The organism is Paracoccus mutanolyticus, from assembly GCF_003285265.1.
In the GTDB taxonomy this organism is placed as follows: Bacteria; Pseudomonadota; Alphaproteobacteria; order Rhodobacterales; family Rhodobacteraceae; genus Paracoccus; species Paracoccus yeei.
In genome coordinates, this window is record NZ_CP030239.1 from 3,086,162 (window position 1) to 3,101,516 (window position 15,355).

15 protein-coding genes and 7 pseudogenes are annotated in these 15,355 nt (G+C 63.9%); 13 read left to right on the forward strand and 9 right to left on the reverse strand.

Features of this window, described 5'->3' with window-relative positions:
- Nucleotides 1-11: 11 nt before the first annotated feature.
- Nucleotides 12-443, reverse strand: coding sequence for a hypothetical protein (locus DPM13_RS16830; protein ID WP_223252120.1), 432 nt, complete (start codon nucleotides 441-443; stop codon nucleotides 12-14).
- Nucleotides 444-567: 124 nt separating this feature from the next.
- Here DPM13_RS16830 and DPM13_RS16835 point away from each other — a divergent pair, with 124 nt between their 5' ends.
- Nucleotides 568-975 carry a SufE family protein gene (locus DPM13_RS16835; RefSeq protein ID WP_112888456.1) on the forward strand — a complete coding sequence of 136 codons (408 nt, stop codon included), beginning with the start codon at nucleotides 568-570 and terminating at the stop codon, nucleotides 973-975.
- Here the strand turns inward: DPM13_RS16835 and DPM13_RS16840 are convergent.
- From DPM13_RS16840 to DPM13_RS16855, 3 pseudogenes are all read right to left on the reverse strand, one after another.
- Nucleotides 972-1,157 (reverse strand): annotated as a pseudogene (locus DPM13_RS16840) (IS3 family transposase); the annotation flags it as partial. The gene DPM13_RS16835 and the pseudogene DPM13_RS16840 overlap by 4 nt on opposite strands.
- Before the next feature lie 52 nt (nucleotides 1,158-1,209).
- Nucleotides 1,210-2,570 (reverse strand): annotated as a pseudogene (locus tag DPM13_RS27760) (transposase).
- 89 nt (nucleotides 2,571-2,659) lie between these two features.
- A pseudogene (locus DPM13_RS16855) lies at nucleotides 2,660-3,113 on the reverse strand (DDE-type integrase/transposase/recombinase); the annotation flags it as partial.
- 283 nt (nucleotides 3,114-3,396) lie between these two features.
- Between DPM13_RS16855 and DPM13_RS16860 the strand changes: the two are divergent.
- A complete protein-coding gene (locus DPM13_RS16860) occupies nucleotides 3,397-4,401 on the forward strand; it encodes an IS110 family RNA-guided transposase (RefSeq protein ID WP_080620016.1) in 1,005 nt (334 codons plus the stop codon).
- A gap of 353 nt (nucleotides 4,402-4,754) precedes the next feature.
- Nucleotides 4,755-5,576 (forward strand): annotated as a pseudogene (locus tag DPM13_RS16865) (IS3 family transposase); the annotation flags it as partial.
- Nucleotides 5,577-5,601: 25 nt separating this feature from the next.
- On the opposite strand, the pseudogene DPM13_RS16870 reads toward DPM13_RS16865, so the two are convergent.
- Both DPM13_RS16870 and mnmA read right to left on the reverse strand, forming a co-directional pair.
- Nucleotides 5,602-6,023 (reverse strand): annotated as a pseudogene (locus tag DPM13_RS16870) (IS481 family transposase); the annotation flags it as partial.
- A gap of 80 nt (nucleotides 6,024-6,103) precedes the next feature.
- Nucleotides 6,104-7,252, reverse strand: a pseudogene (gene mnmA, locus DPM13_RS16875) (tRNA 2-thiouridine(34) synthase MnmA); the annotation flags it as partial.
- 171 nt (nucleotides 7,253-7,423) lie between these two features.
- Here mnmA and sciP point away from each other — a divergent pair.
- Together sciP and DPM13_RS16885 are read left to right on the forward strand one after the other, a co-directional pair.
- Nucleotides 7,424-7,699 carry a CtrA inhibitor SciP gene (sciP, locus tag DPM13_RS16880; protein ID WP_112888804.1) on the forward strand — a complete coding sequence of 92 codons (276 nt, stop codon included), beginning with the start codon at nucleotides 7,424-7,426 and terminating at the stop codon, nucleotides 7,697-7,699.
- Between the two features lie 93 nt (nucleotides 7,700-7,792).
- On the forward strand, nucleotides 7,793-8,494 hold the full coding sequence (locus DPM13_RS16885; RefSeq protein ID WP_317616338.1) for a response regulator: 702 nt from the start codon (nucleotides 7,793-7,795) through the stop codon (nucleotides 8,492-8,494).
- A gap of 7 nt (nucleotides 8,495-8,501) precedes the next feature.
- On the opposite strand, the pseudogene DPM13_RS26260 reads toward DPM13_RS16885, so the two are convergent.
- Nucleotides 8,502-9,023 (reverse strand): annotated as a pseudogene (locus DPM13_RS26260) (tyrosine-type recombinase/integrase); the annotation flags it as partial.
- A 313-nt stretch (nucleotides 9,024-9,336) separates the two neighbouring features.
- On the opposite strand from DPM13_RS26260, the gene DPM13_RS21460 reads away from it, so the two are divergent.
- Entirely contained in the window at nucleotides 9,337-9,477 is a 141-nt protein-coding gene (locus tag DPM13_RS21460; protein ID WP_189654757.1) for a hypothetical protein, read from the forward strand.
- Nucleotides 9,478-10,704: 1,227 nt separating this feature from the next.
- Here DPM13_RS21460 and DPM13_RS21465 read toward each other — a convergent pair.
- The gene (locus DPM13_RS21465; RefSeq protein ID WP_189654758.1) at nucleotides 10,705-10,992 is read right to left on the reverse strand and encodes a hypothetical protein; all 288 of its coding nucleotides are present in this window, start codon (nucleotides 10,990-10,992) and stop codon (nucleotides 10,705-10,707) included.
- Nucleotides 10,944-11,129 carry a hypothetical protein gene (locus DPM13_RS16900; RefSeq protein ID WP_189654759.1) on the reverse strand — a complete coding sequence of 62 codons (186 nt, stop codon included), beginning with the start codon at nucleotides 11,127-11,129 and terminating at the stop codon, nucleotides 10,944-10,946. The genes DPM13_RS21465 and DPM13_RS16900 overlap by 49 nt, the downstream gene beginning before the upstream one ends.
- Nucleotides 11,130-11,242: 113 nt before the next feature.
- On the opposite strand from DPM13_RS16900, the gene DPM13_RS24095 reads away from it, so the two are divergent.
- From DPM13_RS24095 to DPM13_RS16930, 7 genes are all read left to right on the forward strand, one after another.
- Nucleotides 11,243-11,974 (forward strand): hypothetical protein, encoded by a 732-nt coding sequence (locus tag DPM13_RS24095; RefSeq protein WP_223252122.1) that lies wholly within the window; start codon nucleotides 11,243-11,245, stop codon nucleotides 11,972-11,974.
- 5 nt (nucleotides 11,975-11,979) lie between these two features.
- Nucleotides 11,980-12,027: a hypothetical protein gene (locus DPM13_RS24100; protein ID WP_223252634.1), complete on the forward strand. Its 48-nt coding sequence runs from the start codon at nucleotides 11,980-11,982 to the stop codon at nucleotides 12,025-12,027.
- A gap of 683 nt (nucleotides 12,028-12,710) precedes the next feature.
- Nucleotides 12,711-13,157, forward strand: coding sequence for a hypothetical protein (locus DPM13_RS21470; protein WP_189654760.1), 447 nt, complete (start codon nucleotides 12,711-12,713; stop codon nucleotides 13,155-13,157).
- Nucleotides 13,144-13,446 carry a hypothetical protein gene (locus tag DPM13_RS16915; RefSeq protein ID WP_112888460.1) on the forward strand — a complete coding sequence of 101 codons (303 nt, stop codon included), beginning with the start codon at nucleotides 13,144-13,146 and terminating at the stop codon, nucleotides 13,444-13,446. The genes DPM13_RS21470 and DPM13_RS16915 overlap by 14 nt, the downstream gene beginning before the upstream one ends.
- A gap of 270 nt (nucleotides 13,447-13,716) precedes the next feature.
- Nucleotides 13,717-14,037 carry a lysozyme gene (locus tag DPM13_RS16920; RefSeq protein ID WP_112888461.1) on the forward strand — a complete coding sequence of 107 codons (321 nt, stop codon included), beginning with the start codon at nucleotides 13,717-13,719 and terminating at the stop codon, nucleotides 14,035-14,037.
- A 293-nt stretch (nucleotides 14,038-14,330) separates the two neighbouring features.
- Nucleotides 14,331-14,732, forward strand: a complete 402-nt coding sequence (locus DPM13_RS16925) for a hypothetical protein (protein WP_112888462.1) — start codon at nucleotides 14,331-14,333, stop codon at nucleotides 14,730-14,732.
- Nucleotides 14,733-15,088: 356 nt separating this feature from the next.
- The gene (locus tag DPM13_RS16930) at nucleotides 15,089-15,355 is read left to right on the forward strand and encodes a DUF2188 domain-containing protein (protein ID WP_112888463.1); all 267 of its coding nucleotides are present in this window, start codon (nucleotides 15,089-15,091) and stop codon (nucleotides 15,353-15,355) included.

The window sequence follows — 15,355 nt, forward strand, 5'->3', positions numbered from 1 at the left end:
TTCGGACAGGGTCAGCGACGGCGCGTCACGCTCGTCCGAGGCCGGGTTGGCTGCGCGCCGCGATCTGCGCTGCCCTGGGGCGGGGGATGGCCGACCAGCCGCAGCCGCAGCACGCCGTCCTGGTCGGGCTGGATGCGGCCGGGCGGCATCCGCATTTCCGTCACCAGCGCGACGTCCCACCAGCCCTGCGTCGCGGGCACGGCCGTCACGACCAGTATCCGGCCTTCGTAAAGCGGCTCCCACCGGGCCGAGGTGATATGGGCAAGGCCCAGCCGTGCATCGTCCCGGGCGGTCGGATAGCCGCCCTCGGGCATCAGGGTGGTCGGCTGGCTTGATCCGCCGCCGAACCAGCCCATCGGGTTCAGCCGGCTTTCGCTGAGGCGGGCGCAACCCGCCGCCGCCAGCAGCACCATGCCCACGCTGGCCCAAGTCCCGATCCGCATCCGCTGTCCCCATCGTCGCTGTCCTTGGCGCGAGTGATAGGCCAAACTGCGCGGTGACGAAAGCCTCTTTGACCTTGCGGGCCGGCCGCGCTATGCCGGGACGCCCGCGCTGAAAGGACATCTTATGGCCACGCCCGCCTTTGAAGAAATCGCCGAAACCTTCGATTTTCTCGAGGACTGGGAAGAGCGCTATCGCCATGTGATCGAACTGGGCAAGGCGATGCCGGCTATGGACCCGGCCCTGCAAGTGCCGGCGACCAAGGTCGAGGGTTGCGCCAGCCAGGTCTGGATCATGCCTCGGATCGAAGGCGGAACCTTCGATTTCCAGGGCGACAGCGACGCGCTGATCGTGCGCGGTCTGATCGCGATCCTGCATGCGCTGTTTTCCGGCGTGCCGGTCGGGCAGGTCGCCGCCATCGACGCCCCCGCCGAGCTGCGCCGCCTGGGGCTGGAGGAACACCTGTCGGCGCAGCGTTCGAACGGGCTGCGTGCCATGGTTGAACGGATCCGCCTGCTGGCCGCCGCGGCCTAGCTGTTCAGTCCCGGCATTTGGTGGATCGGATTTACGATGAATCGATCTGGCTCTGATGTCCAGATTTTGCAGATGTATTCGTAGGGCGTGAGGCCGCCGAGGGTCTTGAGCCTGCGCGCGAAGTTGTAGGCGGACATGAAGTCCGCAAGATGCGTCCGCAGTTGATCATGGCTGTCGTAATGGAGGGTGAAGCGGATCAGAAAACGATCCGGGGGGGCTGTTGAAGAAGTCGTTTCATGCTGCTGCTGGGATCTGGGGCAGGGTCCGATTTTCAATGATTGACCTGATGAACTGCAGGGCTGCCGCCAGCTTCTTGAGGTTCATTGCCACGGCCGTCAGGAGGGCCTGGATCTTCATGTTTTCGAGCCCTCTGCGGATGGCCCTGGCAAGTCCGTGGAGCGTCTTGGCCGTGCCGTGCGCGCCTTCGACCCGCCAACGGTGGCGCGTATGGATCGCGTGTTCATCGTCACCCCATGTCGCGCGTTTGCGCCGGGCGCGCAGGATGGCCGCATGCTTGGTTACGATATGCACCCGGCGAGATGTGGCGCCCCGGGGCAGGCATTGCGCCTTGAGGGGACAGCGTGTGCAATCGCGCCGGTCCGCACGATACCACTTTCCGGATTTGGTGCTGTTGCGAGGGGTCAGCCGCTTCTTCGCCGGACATCGGGCCACGTTGTCTTGAGGATCATACTTGAACCGCTCGGTGGGCAATCCCTGCGCCCCTTTGCGGCGGGGCGCGCGAAGAGGCGGGATGACGGCTTCGATCTGGCGGTCCTCAAGGGCGGCGAAGACCCGTCCCACCCCATAAATCGTGTCCCCCCCGAAACCCCCCGGGGTAACCCCGGACACTTCGATGGCGCCGAGGCGCTCGTCGAACCGGCCCGTGTCATGCGCCTCGCCGGTCACGATCTCTACATCGACGACGACGCCTGCCAGGTCATCAACCGCCGGTGCTGCTTGCAGGCCGGGCGCAGAGGGCCACTGGAGGATGTCGCCATGGTGGCGTCCGGATCCGTGCGGCAGAGCGTCTTGAACCTGCCGCTCCTGCGCGCGTCCCGCGCCGTGTGGTCGGCCTCGGCTGTGTCGTGGGCTGCCTCGACCGCATCCAGATGGCGCGTCACCGGCGCATCCATACTGACATTCGCCCGGATCAGGCTTGCGTCGATGTGGACGGCCTCGGCTGAAACCATCCCGGCTTGCTGGCACTGGCGCACGACTCGCGTGAAGATCCGGCGGAAGACGTCCTCGCCCCAACGCTGACGGATGCGCGTCAGCGAGGAGTGATCCGGCAGCGCCTCGTGCAAGGCGTGACCGACGAACCAGCGGATCGCGAGATTGACTTGCGCTTCCCTCATCAGGCGCCGGTCATGGACGATCCCGAGAAGAAAGCCGGCCAGCATCAGGCGCACAGCAACCTCGGGGTCGATGCCGGGGCGGCCGTGGTCGGCGCAAGAGAGAGCACCCACTTCAGCACGCAGCCACTCGAGATCGAGAACCTGATCAACCCTCACCAGCACATGGTCGTCAGGGATCAGGCTCCGGAGTGACCCGGTGATGAAAAGCTCCAGCTGCCCGCGTTCCTTCCGACCCAGCATTGTAACCTCCTATCCACCAATAGGCACAGTGAAACAGAGGGATGGCACTTCTTCTACAGCCCCCCGGGAGCGTTTTCTGACCCTTCACCCTCCTTGATCGTGCGGTTCATTCGTTCGACCTGGCCGTTGGTCCATGGATGCTTTACCTTTGTCAGCCTGTGCTCGATCCCATGCTCACGGCACACGCGGCCAAAGATGTGCTCGAAGGCGGTCGTGTCGCAGCTCCGATTTGCGAACTGTATGCCATTGTCGGTCAGCACCTTATGGAGCCGGTAGGGAGCTGCGGCATCAGGTCGCGCAAAAACTGGGCTGCAGCCATCTTCCCCGCCTTTTGGACGAGGCGAACGAAGGCAAACTTGCTGGTTCTGTCAATTGCGACAAAGAGATAGAGCTTCCCTTCGGCGGTCTGCACCTCGGCAATGCAATATCGATGTGAAAGAAGCCTGATAGGATAGTGCTTGAACTTAGACCGTTTCGGTTTGTCGCCATCCACGTCGGGCAGTCGAGAGATGCCGGATGACGCTGAAGGCACCGATGCAGCGCGACGCTCGCCGACTTCGCCAAGCTGGTCGAGGTGTTTGACCGCAATGGCGTGGCCTTCGAACCTGCTGTATCGTTGGCGGCGGTTATCTGGAGCAGGCGGCGCTGGCGTTCGGGCTGAATGTCGCATGCGGCATTGAGGTCCGGCAGTTGGAGCCGGCGGATGACGGACTAATCCTGCACACAGACGACGGCGAAATCAGCGCGGCTTTTGTGATATCGCCCTCCGGCAAGTACAATGTGCCACATTGGTTGCTGTCAGAGTGACCAATGAAGGGAGCCATCCATGAAGGAGATTACCACGGTCGGGCTGGATCTGGCCAAGAACTTGTTCCAGGTTCATGCCGTTGATGAGAACGGCGCTGTTCTCGTGCGGCGGCAGGTCAGGCGGGCACAGGTCCTGCTGTTCTTCTCACGCTTGCACCCCTGTCTCATTGGCATTGAAGCCTGCGCGGGAGCTCATCACTGGGCGCGGGAACTGGCAAAGCTTGGCCATGACGTGCGGCTGATCCCGCCTTCCTATGTCAAACCCTTTGTTAAGCGGGGCAAGACTGATGCGGCCGATGCAGAGGCCATCTGCGAAGCCGTCATTCGCCCCAACATGCGCTTTGTGCCGCTGAAGACCGAGAAGCAGCAGGCGGTGCTGATGCAGCACCGGGCACGTGATTTTCTGGTCCGTCAGCTGACACAACTTGCCAACGCGATCCGGGCACATCTGGGCGAGTTCGGCATTGTCGTTCCGAAAGGCGTCCATAACATGGGTCGCCTCATTGCCGAGGCTGAGACAGCTGGTCTGCCGCCAGAGGCACGGATGCCACTCGACCTGCTTGCCGGCCAGTTCCGCGACACCAAGCAGCGCATCGATGTCATGACGGCTCAGATCAAAGCCGATGCGGAAGTGGACGAGACAGCCCGTCGGCTCCAGACAATGCCCGGCATCGGGCCCATTACCGCCAGCGTTCTGGCGGCAACGTTGCCCAATGTGTCGAGCTTCCGGTCAGCCCGTGATCTGCCTGCCTGGCTGGGGCTCACGCCCAAGCCCCATTCAAGTGGCGGCAAGGAACGGCCGGGCTCCATTTCCAAGATGGGCAACCGGTATATCCGACGGCTGCTCTCTCTTGGCGCCATGGGCGTGATCTCCGCGCGCAGGCTTTCTGAACCCAGCACAGATTGGCTGGGCCGCCTGGTCGCGACAAAGCCGCTCAAGGTTGCAGCCATCGCTTTGGCCAATCGCATGGCGCGGGCGATCTGGGCCATGCTGAAAACGGGCGAAGCCTGGAGACCGGCTTGAGCAGATAGGATTGCAGGCCGCTGCTGCTGGCCTGAACGAGGTGGCGAGGGCAGAGTGAGATGATGGCAAACTGACGGACATGAGGAAGGGACACCCCGTTCGGACCGGAGCGCCTTAAGCGCGTGCCATGTGTGGGTGTCATCGGTTGCCTCGTAGGGGTCGTTCTCATCCGCGGGATCACCGCAGATCAGACGCGGAATTATCGCCGCACGCCGACCGTGGGATCAAACACCTAGAAGTCTTGGCGCGAGAACGGTAGCGCTCCGGCAGTAATTCAAAAAAATCTACCCCCGCCAGGTTTGGCAAAAAACTGACCTTTTTTCTTCGCCTATTCCACGAAGCTACGCCTTCGCGAAGCCGTGGCAGAAACTCTGGGGGTGGCCCGCTCGAACCTGATCGACCGGCTGCAGGGCAGGACGAAGCCGCGTCGGCGCTATCAAAAGGCGCAAGACGCGGCGGTGGTGCCGTTGATCATGGCCCTCGTGTCGGCGCGACCGACTTATGGCTACCGGCGGATCACGGCCATCCTGAACCGGCAGTTGCGGTCGGAAGGCCTGGCGCCGGTCAACCACAAGCGGGTCTACCGGATCATGCAGGCCCATAACCTGCTGCTGGCGCGAAAATATTCCGAACGTCCCGAGCATGTTCACGACGGCAAGGTGATCGTCATGCGGTCGAACCTGCGTTGGTGCTCGGACGGGTTCGAGTTCACCTGCTGGAATGGGGACGTCGTCCGGGGTGCCTTCCTCATCGATGCCCATGACAGCGAAATCATCGCCTGGCGCGCCGTGGTGAACGCCGGGATCAGCGGCTCTGACATCCGGGACATCATGCTCGAAGCGGTGGAACGCCGCTTCGACGCATATCGTGCCCCATGGGTCATCGAGATGCTGTCCGACAACGGCTCGCCCTACAGCGCGAAGGACACCCAGATCTTTGCCCGCCAGCTTGGCTTGAAGCCCTGCTTCACACCGGTCCAGAGCCCGCAAAGCAATGGCATCTCGGAAGCCTTCGCCTGACGCCGCGCGGATGGCCTGTGGTGGGGCCATCCGCGGCTGTCGGTGCTTGGATTGATCGGGTCATGGATCGAGGATTGCAACGACAACCACCCGCACTCAGGGCTGAAGATGCGCTCGCCTCGCGAGTTCATTGCAGCTCAAAGAGCAACCGCCTGAGTGTCCGGCGAAACGGGGGCAAGACCACCTCGGCGATATCAATCTGAAAGAAGCCGATGGGGTAGCGCTTGAACTTCTGACGTTTCGGCTTGTCGCCATCCACATCGGGCAGGCGCGATATTCCATGTCGCTGAAGGCAGCGATGCAACGCCGAGCGCGTCAGGTGGGGAATGGACGGCTGCAGGGCATAAAGGCAGTCGTCCAGCGGCAGCAGCGTATGGCGCCGAAACGCAACGACGGCCGCCTCCTCGGCCTCCTCAGGATCGTCGAACGCGGCTCCGACGGACCGGTCTTCATATCCTCGACCGTCGCGCGCTTGCGCCACTTCGCACCGTCTTGGGATTGATGCCAGCTCCCGGCTCAGCTCGCGAGCGAAGCGTGCGATCGCTGTATTGCTGCTCGGATGGCGTGCGTGGTCGTGGCGCTGCCGTGACGAACTTGTCCCATAGGGCATCCTTCCATTCCCAAGAAAGGATCGCACCATCAAACCGTGGGATCAAACACCTAGAAGCTGCGCGGCGGTGGGCGATCCAGCCCCCGCCCAGGACGCGCGTGCCCTCGGTCGCGTAAAAGACGCAGGCCTGGCCGGGGCTGACGCCTTCCTCCGGGTCCAGAAGCTCGACCTCTGCCCGGCCGTCGCCGGTCGGCCGCAGGATCGCGGGCCGGGGCGGACGGGTCGAACGGATGCGCGCATTGATCGCGATTTCGCTGGTCAGGGGCTCGTCGCCCAGCCAGTTCACCTCGGTCACCGGCACGATCCTTGTCGCCAGCGCCTGTTTTGGCCCCACCACTACGCGCCGGGCATCGGGCTCCAGCCGGACGACATACAGCGGGTCGCCAAGGCCTCCGATCCCCAGGCCCCGCCGCTGCCCGATCGTGTAGTGGATCACCCCGCGATGCGTGCCCAGGACGTTGCCATCCAGGTCCACGATCTCGCCCGGGTCGGCAGCGCCGGGACGCAGCTTCTCGATCACGCTGGCATAATTGCCGTTGGGGACAAAGCAGATGTCCTGGCTGTCGGGCTTGTCGGCCACGGCCAGGCCAAAGCGTGCGGCCAAGGCCCGCGTTTCCGCCTTGCTGGCCAGGCCCCCAAGCGGAAAGCGCAGGAAATCAAGCTGTTCCCCCGTGGTCGAGAACAGGAAATAGCTCTGGTCGCGATTCGGGTCGGCGGCCATATGCAACTCGGCCCCGTTCGTCCCGTCGAAGCGCCGGATATAGTGCCCGGTCGCCATGCAATCGGCGTCAAGCTCGCGCGCGGTCTGCAGCAGGTCGCGGAACTTGACCCGTTCGTTGCAGCGAATGCAGGGCACCGGGGTGGCGCCGGCCAGATAGGCTTCGGCGAACTCCTCGATCACGGATTCTCGGAACTTGTTTTCGTAATCAAGGACATAATGCGGGAACCCAATCCGCTCGGCGACGCGGCGCGCGTCGTGGATATCCTGGCCCGCGCAGCAGGCTCCCTTTTTCGCCAGCGCCGCGCCGTGATCGTAAAGCTGCAAGGTGACGCCGATCACGTCATACCCTTCGGCTGCCAGCATGGCGGCGACGACGGAACTGTCGACCCCGCCCGACATGGCGACGACCACGCGGGTGGCTGACGGGCTTTTCGCAAAACCAAGCGAGTTCAATGTATTGTTGGGCGCTGCAAGGCGCGTGGCGGGGCTGTGGGCTGTCATTGGATCGTCCTTTGCCGACCCGGGAGGCTTGGGGGCGGGCCGCAGTTCGTTACAGTTATAGGAAAATTGGCGCAATTCTCAAGGCCAAGAGGAGTACCGCCCGGTTCGGTTTTCACCGCAGCTTAAGGATTTTCTGCCAGAACCATGGATATGGAAGACAGGAAATTGCCGATGTTCTTGAAAAAAACGCATGGCCCTCGGACGGCGATCCTGGCCGATGGGACAGTCCTGACCCTCGCCGACTTGCCGCCACGCGACACGCGCTGGGTCGCCAGCCGCAAGGCGGTGGTGGTCGCGGCGGTGGAACACGGGCTTTTGCCGCGGACCGAGGCGATCCAGCGCTATGACCTGACCGAGGAGGAATTCGACGGCTGGGTCGCGGCGGTCGGGCGGCACGGGCGGAACGCGTTGAAAATCACGCAGTTGCAAAAATTTAGACAATTTTAAGCTGTTTTGTATGAGGCAGGATCGTCGGTAACAGGATATTAACCATTTCATGCCAGCTATTGTGCATTACGGTTCACCCAGGGGCTTTACGAAATGCGAATCCTTCTTGTCGAGGACGATCCGACCACCGCGCGCAGCATCGAACTGATGCTGACCCATGCCAATTACAACGTCTATCGGACGGACATGGGCGAAGAAGGCATCGACCTGGCCAAGCTCTATGACTACGACCTGATCCTGCTGGACCTGGACCTGCCCGACATGCACGGGATGGAAGTCCTGCGCCAGATCCGCATGTCCCGCGTCGACACGCCGATCCTGATCCTGACCGGCTCGGACGACACGGAAAGCAAGCTGCGCGGCTTTGGCTTCGGGGCTGACGATTACATGACCAAACCATTTAATCGGGATGAACTGGTCGCCCGCATCCAGGCGATCATCCGCCGTTCCAAGGGCCACAGCCAGTCGGTGATCCGCACGGGCGAGATGGTGGTGAACCTGGACGCGCGCTCGGTCGAGGTGGGCGGCAAGTCGCTGAACCTGACCGGCAAGGAGTACCAGATCCTGGAACTGCTGAGCCTGCGCAAGGGCACGACGCTGACCAAGGAGATGTTCCTGAATCATATCGATTCTCATGTAAGCCTTTGTATTTCAAGAAACGAGACGCGCCGTTTCATCCGGCGTTTCCTGTTTCCCGGTTCGTTCTCCTTGCGTTCTGCGCCTCTCGCGCCTTCGCGCGCATGTCGGCCTTCCGGCTGTAATGTCGTGCCATTTGCTCGGACGAGTGCCCGGTGATGGCCATGACGTGCTCGATGCTCATGCCCGGCAGACTGGCGATTTCAGAGGCCGCGGAGTGGCGCAGGGCGTGAATATCCCATGCCATGGCGTCGATTTCCGCACGGACCTCTGTGACCAGCTTGTGAGCCAATGAATAGCTACACGGTCGCCCATTTGGCTGGGCGATGATCGTCTCGCCGGCACGATGCGTTTGATCTAGAACCGCGGCGAGACCATCGGTGAACGGCACGAATATACCTGCCCTCGTTTTCTGCTGGCGCACCCATATGCCCCCGTCTTCGATATCAATGGCTGACCAGGATCTGCCGCCCGGGACCAAGGAGGCCATCGCGGCCGGGTGCACCTGCCAACCGAGCGATGGAGAGGGCGTCCAGAACCCGCGCTGGCCCGAGTGGCTGACCGCGGGCTGCCCGCTGCATGACGCCAATCTGGCGGGCGAGCCTGAGCCTCGCGGGCTCGCAGCAAGCTGACCCGGCTCACGATCTGAGCCGCCATCACCCGCCTTGTCCGGGGGTGGTTGCACCATCCTACCCGGAAGGAAAGTGACAAGCAGGTCAGTGCAACCAAGGCGGTCTTAGCCCCAGCGCGCGGGCGCCACAATCCGAAACTGCTGGGGTAACGCGCGTGGCCGAGGGAGAACTCGTAAACAGAACACTCTATGTCCCTCGGCCATAAGCAATTTCTGCGCGCATTTTTCACCTGCGGCAACTTGGCGGTTTCGTCATGTCCGGCAGGTAGTATGGCAGTTGATTAAATCTTGTTAAACGTGTGTTCGCGCCATTGTGGTTGCGCGTTATCCATCACACGCTCGACTTGCGTCATCTTCAGGAGGAGACATGATGACCATCATCGACCCCACTCTGACAACCTTGCTGCAAACCATCCACGCGCGCGGCCTTGATGCGGGCGCAATTCTGATCGATTCGCTTTATCGGGCGGCGATTATTACCAAGGCCGATAAAGACCAAAGCAAGAAATAGCGCCACCTACCACCACACCGATTGAAAAAAGGCTCTGCCCCATGGGCGGGGCCTTTTTGCTGCCAAGGATCAATTCGCCCGCCTCGCGCGGGCTTTTTCATGGAGTGCGCATGCCGTCATCAGCCCCGTCACCCGTGCTCGGATCTTATTCCCTCGGCGCGACCGGCTCGGCCATTCGCTCTTTCGTCGTGGCTGGCGAACTCCTCTGCCCATCGGCGATCCTTCGCTCCCGCTCACCATCGACACAGAACGGATGTCGACCTGCAGCCGCTCGACTGCCCTCGGGTGATTATCCCGCCACGAGCACTCTCGAGTGGGGACAGCGGCCGCCGAATTCGAAGGTGCGCGGCTCGCGTGTGGAGGGCTGCTAGTGACGCAGCAAGTATTGCGGACGAAGCGCGAGATCGCGCCGCGATGGAGCCCGAGCGACCGCGTCTGCGTCGGCGCGGCCATCACCCGGCCGAGAGCGATCGACGCGCGGATCGGCGAGGCGACCGAGGCGGCCGAGATCGCGACCGAGGCGGCGGAGCAGCCCGACGCCGACGCGCGGCGACCGAGGCGGGCAGGCAGCAGGCGGTCCAGGCGGCGGGCGAGCTGCGGCGGCGCGAGCGGCAGCGGCCTGGACCGGCGGCGCGGAATGCGCGGCCCGGGCTCTCGGGGCGCGGCCATCCCGCGCGCGCCGGTCGCCGGCGTGGCTGCGGCCGGGCAAGGCTTTGTTCCGTGCCCCGAGGGCCTCAGCAACGGCTTGCGGTCGGATCGCGATGCGCCTTCGCGAAATAGGCGAGGCACGATGTCGCAGGGCGTCAGCGCGGGCGCCGATCGTCCGGCGAGGCGTTCGCCGTCTCTTGCCGCCCTCCTCGTCGAATTTCCGCCTGCGCCACGTCGTCGAATATGCCGAGGTAGTCGACGGATCGGCGCCCCATCCTACATCACCGGGGCGGCCGCCGCATCTAGGACCTACCCGTCGAAGCCGGGGGCGAATTCTCGGGCGCTTTCCAGGGCACGGTCAACGGGTCCGGCACGGTAACGATCCCGCACGCTGGGCTCGGGCCGGCTGCCGTGGCGCGCGTGATCGGCGTGATCCGCCGGGAACCCCGCCGTCTCCACATTCGCCCATCGTCATCGTCTATTTCCTGGGCGCGCTCGGGGCGTTCCTGGGGCCGCTGTTCGGGATCGTGATGGCCGACTACTGGCTGATCCGCAAGCAGCAGGTCGACGTGCCGGCGCTCACGACAGCGCTGCCGCCCCTACCTGCCCTGGTCGGACGGATCGCAGGTCCATGTGGACCGGCAGGACACCGGCCAGCGCGTGCAGGTCAGCCAGGGCGGCGGCGCCAACACCAACCCCCGCATGCAGGACGGCATGGTCATCTGGCAGCGGAAGCGGCGCGGTCAGCAGGTAGGAGATCGAGGGGAGCACGCCTGCCCCGTCCAGCGCGCGTGCCAGGTCCGACGGCCGCGCCGTCATCACGAAGACGAGGCCGATGCCAAGCGAAGCGCCAGCCGCGCGGAACATCCGCCGGTGTCCACGGTGTTGGGGATCAGGATGCCGTCGCTGGCCGGGCCGGCAATCTCGCGCAGGGTCTTCAGCAGCGCGCTACGGCTAACGACCACGGGCTTGCCCACCTGCAGCTGATCCAGGGTCTTCAGCACCCAGCGCGCCAGCGAGGCGTGGCCGGGCGAGATCGTCGGCGGAGCGAGCCCGCCAGTACACGGCCTACTGGTCCTTCCCAGAACCCTTAGCGCCCCGCCTGGGCCCGAACCAGATGACGGCGCAGTCCTTCCAGGATGGCGGCCACGTCAAGGTTTCGGCATTGTATTCGACGGTCGATGCGGATTTCCTTTATGGCTATGCTGCCGGGGCCGCGACGGACGGCACCAGCAGCGCCGCCGACCGCGACGATGGCCTGCGTATTTCGGGCGATCCTGCTCTGCCTGCTGGGCCGCAACAGCCGGGCGATCCTCACGGCGTGGTCGAGATGGCGCGCCGCATCTGGGCCGCGCACCAGCCGCTGTCCAGCGCATCGCTGGTGCCCTGGATCCACGGCACGGCTAGTCGCTCGGGCGGCCGGCTACCGACCGGGTGCTGGCCGCTGGACCTGTTCCGGCCTGATGGGGGTGGACGGGTCGGCCTATTACGAGACCTTCAAGCCGCGGCGACCGACAGCGCGGCGGACCAGGCCGCGCTCGCAGCCGACACCCCGCCGCCGTCTCTCATGAGCGACACGATCCACCCCGGCCCCGCCGGAACTGAGGTTGACGGATGGAACTGCGTTGCGCATCGTGCGCGGTATCGTGTAGGGATACCAATATGCCGCCTGAAATGCCAAGCAAGAAGCCTGCCGGTCGATGGGTTCAAACAGATAAAGCTACGCATGAGGCATGGGCCGACACGAGAAGCCTGCTTGACACGATCAGCACCTTTTGGTAGCTCGCGTGGGGGATCACAACGCACCGTCCAGGCGCAGAGCTGGACGCGATCGACCGAAGGATATTAGGCGCGCTGGCCGAGGATGCTTCGCGCAGCTACGCCGAACTCGGCAGGTCGTGATCTACCACCGCGGGGCGGCCGGTTGCGGCGGCCAACGCCTCATCCAGCCGGATGCGCGGGGAGGATCTGTGGCGACTGATCGAGGCGACACGGCGCACGCTCCAGAACGCAATGTACCACGTCAGCCGAAACTAGAAAACCGCTCCCGCGGCTCTTGCGGCGGGAACGGCAATACATCATGTGACCTGGCGATGACCGTGATGGTGAACTCCATCCCTTCCTCAAGCGGGGGATCAAGGGTGAAGGAAAAGCCGTAATTTCCGGTCCCGACCGCCTGTCGTTCCAGATCCTTGCGTGGCCCTGGACCAGTCCGGTCGGCGCTGGCCGCCGTGACCGACCATATCGGCCTGGTCGGCACGCTGACCGTCAGCTATGCCGAGCCCTATAACGTCGGCGGGCGAGCGGCTTGTCTGCATCGGCCGCGACCACATCAACGTGGGCCAGGCCGAGGGCCAGCCCGTGGCGCGCCCCGGCGAGGATCTGACGATCACCGGCGCGCGCCCGATGCGAGACGGCGCGCTCGACACAGCCGCAATCGCGCGCGCACGCGGCGCTGGCTGGTCGCGCCCTACAAAGCCGGGCAGCCCCACCACAGACCGCCCGGCCATCAAACAGACCATGCCGCTAGATACGCCGTGCGGCGGCGCGCGTCTGTGCGCTGGGACACAAAAGGGATCGTCGTCATGAACATCCTCTTGCCGGTCTTTTCGTTCTTCTCGGTCATGGACCGGGAAGGGCGCGGGATCGAATACCACATGACCAAGGTGCTGGCGCTGTTCGCGCTGGTGCTCTACCTGCCGGGCGACACGCTCGGCCTGCGCACCTATGCGCAGCTGGCGTATTACGGGCTCTCCGAGATGGTGCTGGCGGGGCTCGTCGGGGTTGTCGCTCTGGTCGCGGCCTGGGCTCTACATCAACGGCTATCATCACAGAACGCCCGCCATGCGCGCGTCGGCCTCCTGGTGTCCTGCCTGCTGTTCGGGGCGCTCTCCTATAACGCCTGGATCGAGTATTTCACCGGATCGCTGCAAGCCCCGCCCGCGACCCTGGCCTTCTATCCTGCGTTCGTCCTGGCCGAGTTCCGGGCCGCGTCCCGTCTCCGCTGGGAGCGTGTCTATGCCGCCCATTGAACACCTGACCCTCCAGTCTCTGCGCGAGTTCGGTCTGCTGGGCACCCTTCTTCTTCTGAGCCTGATCTTCGCCATCGTCTATCACTGGAAGCGCCCGCCGGCGCCCCAGCACGCCTCGCCCATCCAGGCGGTCGACGAAAAGGCCAAGCTGATCCCGATGATCCTCGAGGAGACGCGCAACATCGGCCGCGACGTGCGCGACATCGGAGACCAGCTCGAGCACATGGAGGCCCGCCTCGAGCGCATGGAGACGCTCGGCCACATCATCAAGGATCGGCAGCACCGGTAGGCAGGCTGGTCGATCGCCGTCCATGATCCCCTCGAGCGCCGTCAACCGCCGCATCGTAGTAGGGCGCGCCATCGGGTGATTCATCGCGCCGACCGCCGGTAAAACGCCAGATTTCGAAACCTAAATCAAGACCTCCGACCAGTCCCGCCCCGTCAGGGTGAATGTCTGTTCGTCACGCGTCGCTTTCATGGGCGCGTTCTGCCCTCCCAGCTCCCCCGCATCAACCCCGCATTCGCCCGCCTCGCGCGGGCCTTTTTCTTTGGAGGCACCATGCAGATCAATGACGCCGGCTTGCAGATCATCAAGGATTGCGAGGGTCTGCGGACGAAAGCCTATTACGACACGGGCAATGTCCTGACCATCGGCTACGGCCATACCAGCGCGGCCGGCGCGCCGAAGGTGGTCAAGGGCATGACCATCACCGCGGCCGAAGCCGAGGAGATCCTGCGGCGGGACGTGGCCGGGGCTGAGAAGGATGTGCTGGCCCTGGTCAAGGTGCCGCTGAACGAGAACCAGTTCTCGGCGCTGGTCAGCTTCGTGTTCAACCTCGGCCGCGCGCAGGTGGCGGACCGACGCTGCTGCGCAAGCTGAACGCCGGCGCCGATCCAGCCTCCGAGTTCGACACGCTGGATCTACGACAAAGGCAAACCGCTCGAAGGGCTGCGTAAGCGCCGAGCCAAGGAACGTGCCCTGTTCGAGAAGCCGGTCACGGGCGCTCCGCGGGAAAGCGCCAAGGCTCGCCTGCAGCGCGAACTCGCGGCGCTCGGCCTCTACAGCATGAAAATCGACGGCATCTGGGGCAACGGCTCGCAGGCCGCGCTGGACAGGTTCCGCGCTCATGCACGCGCGATCGACACCATCCTATCCGAAATGGAGCAATGAGCATGGACAGCATCAAGACCATCGTCCCGATCTTCATCCTCAAGACGCGCAGCTTCTGGCTGGGCATCTTCCCGATCCTGCTGACCTTGGGCGACATGCTGTTCTCGGGCTTGTCCGACGCCGACGGCGGTCCCCTGGTGGGCCTGATCGCGATGCTGACCGGCTATGCCGTTCCCGAGGTGCAGGCCTTCCTGCTCAAGCTCACGCCGATCTGGGGCCTGATCATCGCCCAGCAGCGAGGCGGGTTCGGCGGCGGCATCCCGCGGCCCTATACGCTGGACCCAGCCAAGGAGCGCCAGATCATCGAGGTGGTCGAGGACGGCAAGAGCGCGTTCGAGGCGGGCAAGGCGGTCGGCGCGGCGATCAAGCAGCGGCCCGGCCTCATAGGCGGGGAAGAGCCCTGATCTTATCAAGGCGAAGTCCCCGGCCCCGCGGGAAGAATGATGCCATGACCACCTGGCGGGCGCCCCTTTCATGCCAAACCTCCGTCCGTTCCTATGAGGCAGTGGGCTGGGGGAGGGTCTTCGACCATCGTCACCTTGCAACTCCAGATTGCGATACAGGTATATAATCCTGGAGCTGGCCACGCCCCCAGCCAAATCTTGGGTTCTCCCTCGAAATTGTTGGGACAGTTACCGTGAAGCGGCGGCGCCTGTCCTGAATGGTGGGGCAACGCGCGCCTTGTAAGTAGCGGACGGCGGCATAGCGGAACTATTCCCAGCAGGAAGGTTTGTAGTGCCATCAACAATGCAGGTGGAGCATGACGAAAATCGTTTACGAGATCGTAGAGCATGATGGCGGGTGGGCGTACAAACTCGACGACGTCTTTTCAGAGACTTACCCCACCAAGGACCTTGCAGTTGCTGCGGCAAACGACGCCGCTGCGCGGCAGGAGATGCCCGGCCCATCAGAAACAATCGAATACCAGGATTCTGATGGGAAGTGGCACCAAGAGGAAGCGTCTGGGCTAGACCGTCCGGAAGTCGAGGTGGACGAAGATTCGGAAGATTCGGACCCGTCCAGTTAG

Bases quoted from the DNA above. Each gene is read 5' to 3' on its own strand.
- DPM13_RS16830 (WP_223252120.1), bottom strand. From the start codon at position 443: ATGCGGATCGGGACTTGGGCCAGCGTGGGCATGGTGCTGCTGGCGGCG.
- DPM13_RS16835 (WP_112888456.1), top strand. From the start codon at position 568: ATGGCCACGCCCGCCTTTGAAGAAATCGCCGAAACCTTCGATTTTCTC.
- DPM13_RS16860 (WP_080620016.1), top strand. From the start codon at position 3,397: ATGAAGGAGATTACCACGGTCGGGCTGGATCTGGCCAAGAACTTGTTC.
- sciP (WP_112888804.1), top strand. From the start codon at position 7,424: ATGTTCTTGAAAAAAACGCATGGCCCTCGGACGGCGATCCTGGCCGAT.
- DPM13_RS16885 (WP_317616338.1), top strand. From the start codon at position 7,793: ATGCGAATCCTTCTTGTCGAGGACGATCCGACCACCGCGCGCAGCATC.
- DPM13_RS21460 (WP_189654757.1), top strand. From the start codon at position 9,337: ATGACCATCATCGACCCCACTCTGACAACCTTGCTGCAAACCATCCAC.
- DPM13_RS21465 (WP_189654758.1), bottom strand. From the start codon at position 10,992: ATGTTCCGCGCGGCTGGCGCTTCGCTTGGCATCGGCCTCGTCTTCGTG.
- DPM13_RS24095 (WP_223252122.1), top strand. From the start codon at position 11,243: ATGACGGCGCAGTCCTTCCAGGATGGCGGCCACGTCAAGGTTTCGGCA.
- DPM13_RS21470 (WP_189654760.1), top strand. From the start codon at position 12,711: ATGAACATCCTCTTGCCGGTCTTTTCGTTCTTCTCGGTCATGGACCGG.
- DPM13_RS16915 (WP_112888460.1), top strand. From the start codon at position 13,144: ATGCCGCCCATTGAACACCTGACCCTCCAGTCTCTGCGCGAGTTCGGT.
- DPM13_RS16920 (WP_112888461.1), top strand. From the start codon at position 13,717: ATGCAGATCAATGACGCCGGCTTGCAGATCATCAAGGATTGCGAGGGT.
- DPM13_RS16925 (WP_112888462.1), top strand. From the start codon at position 14,331: ATGGACAGCATCAAGACCATCGTCCCGATCTTCATCCTCAAGACGCGC.
- DPM13_RS16930 (WP_112888463.1), top strand. From the start codon at position 15,089: ATGACGAAAATCGTTTACGAGATCGTAGAGCATGATGGCGGGTGGGCG.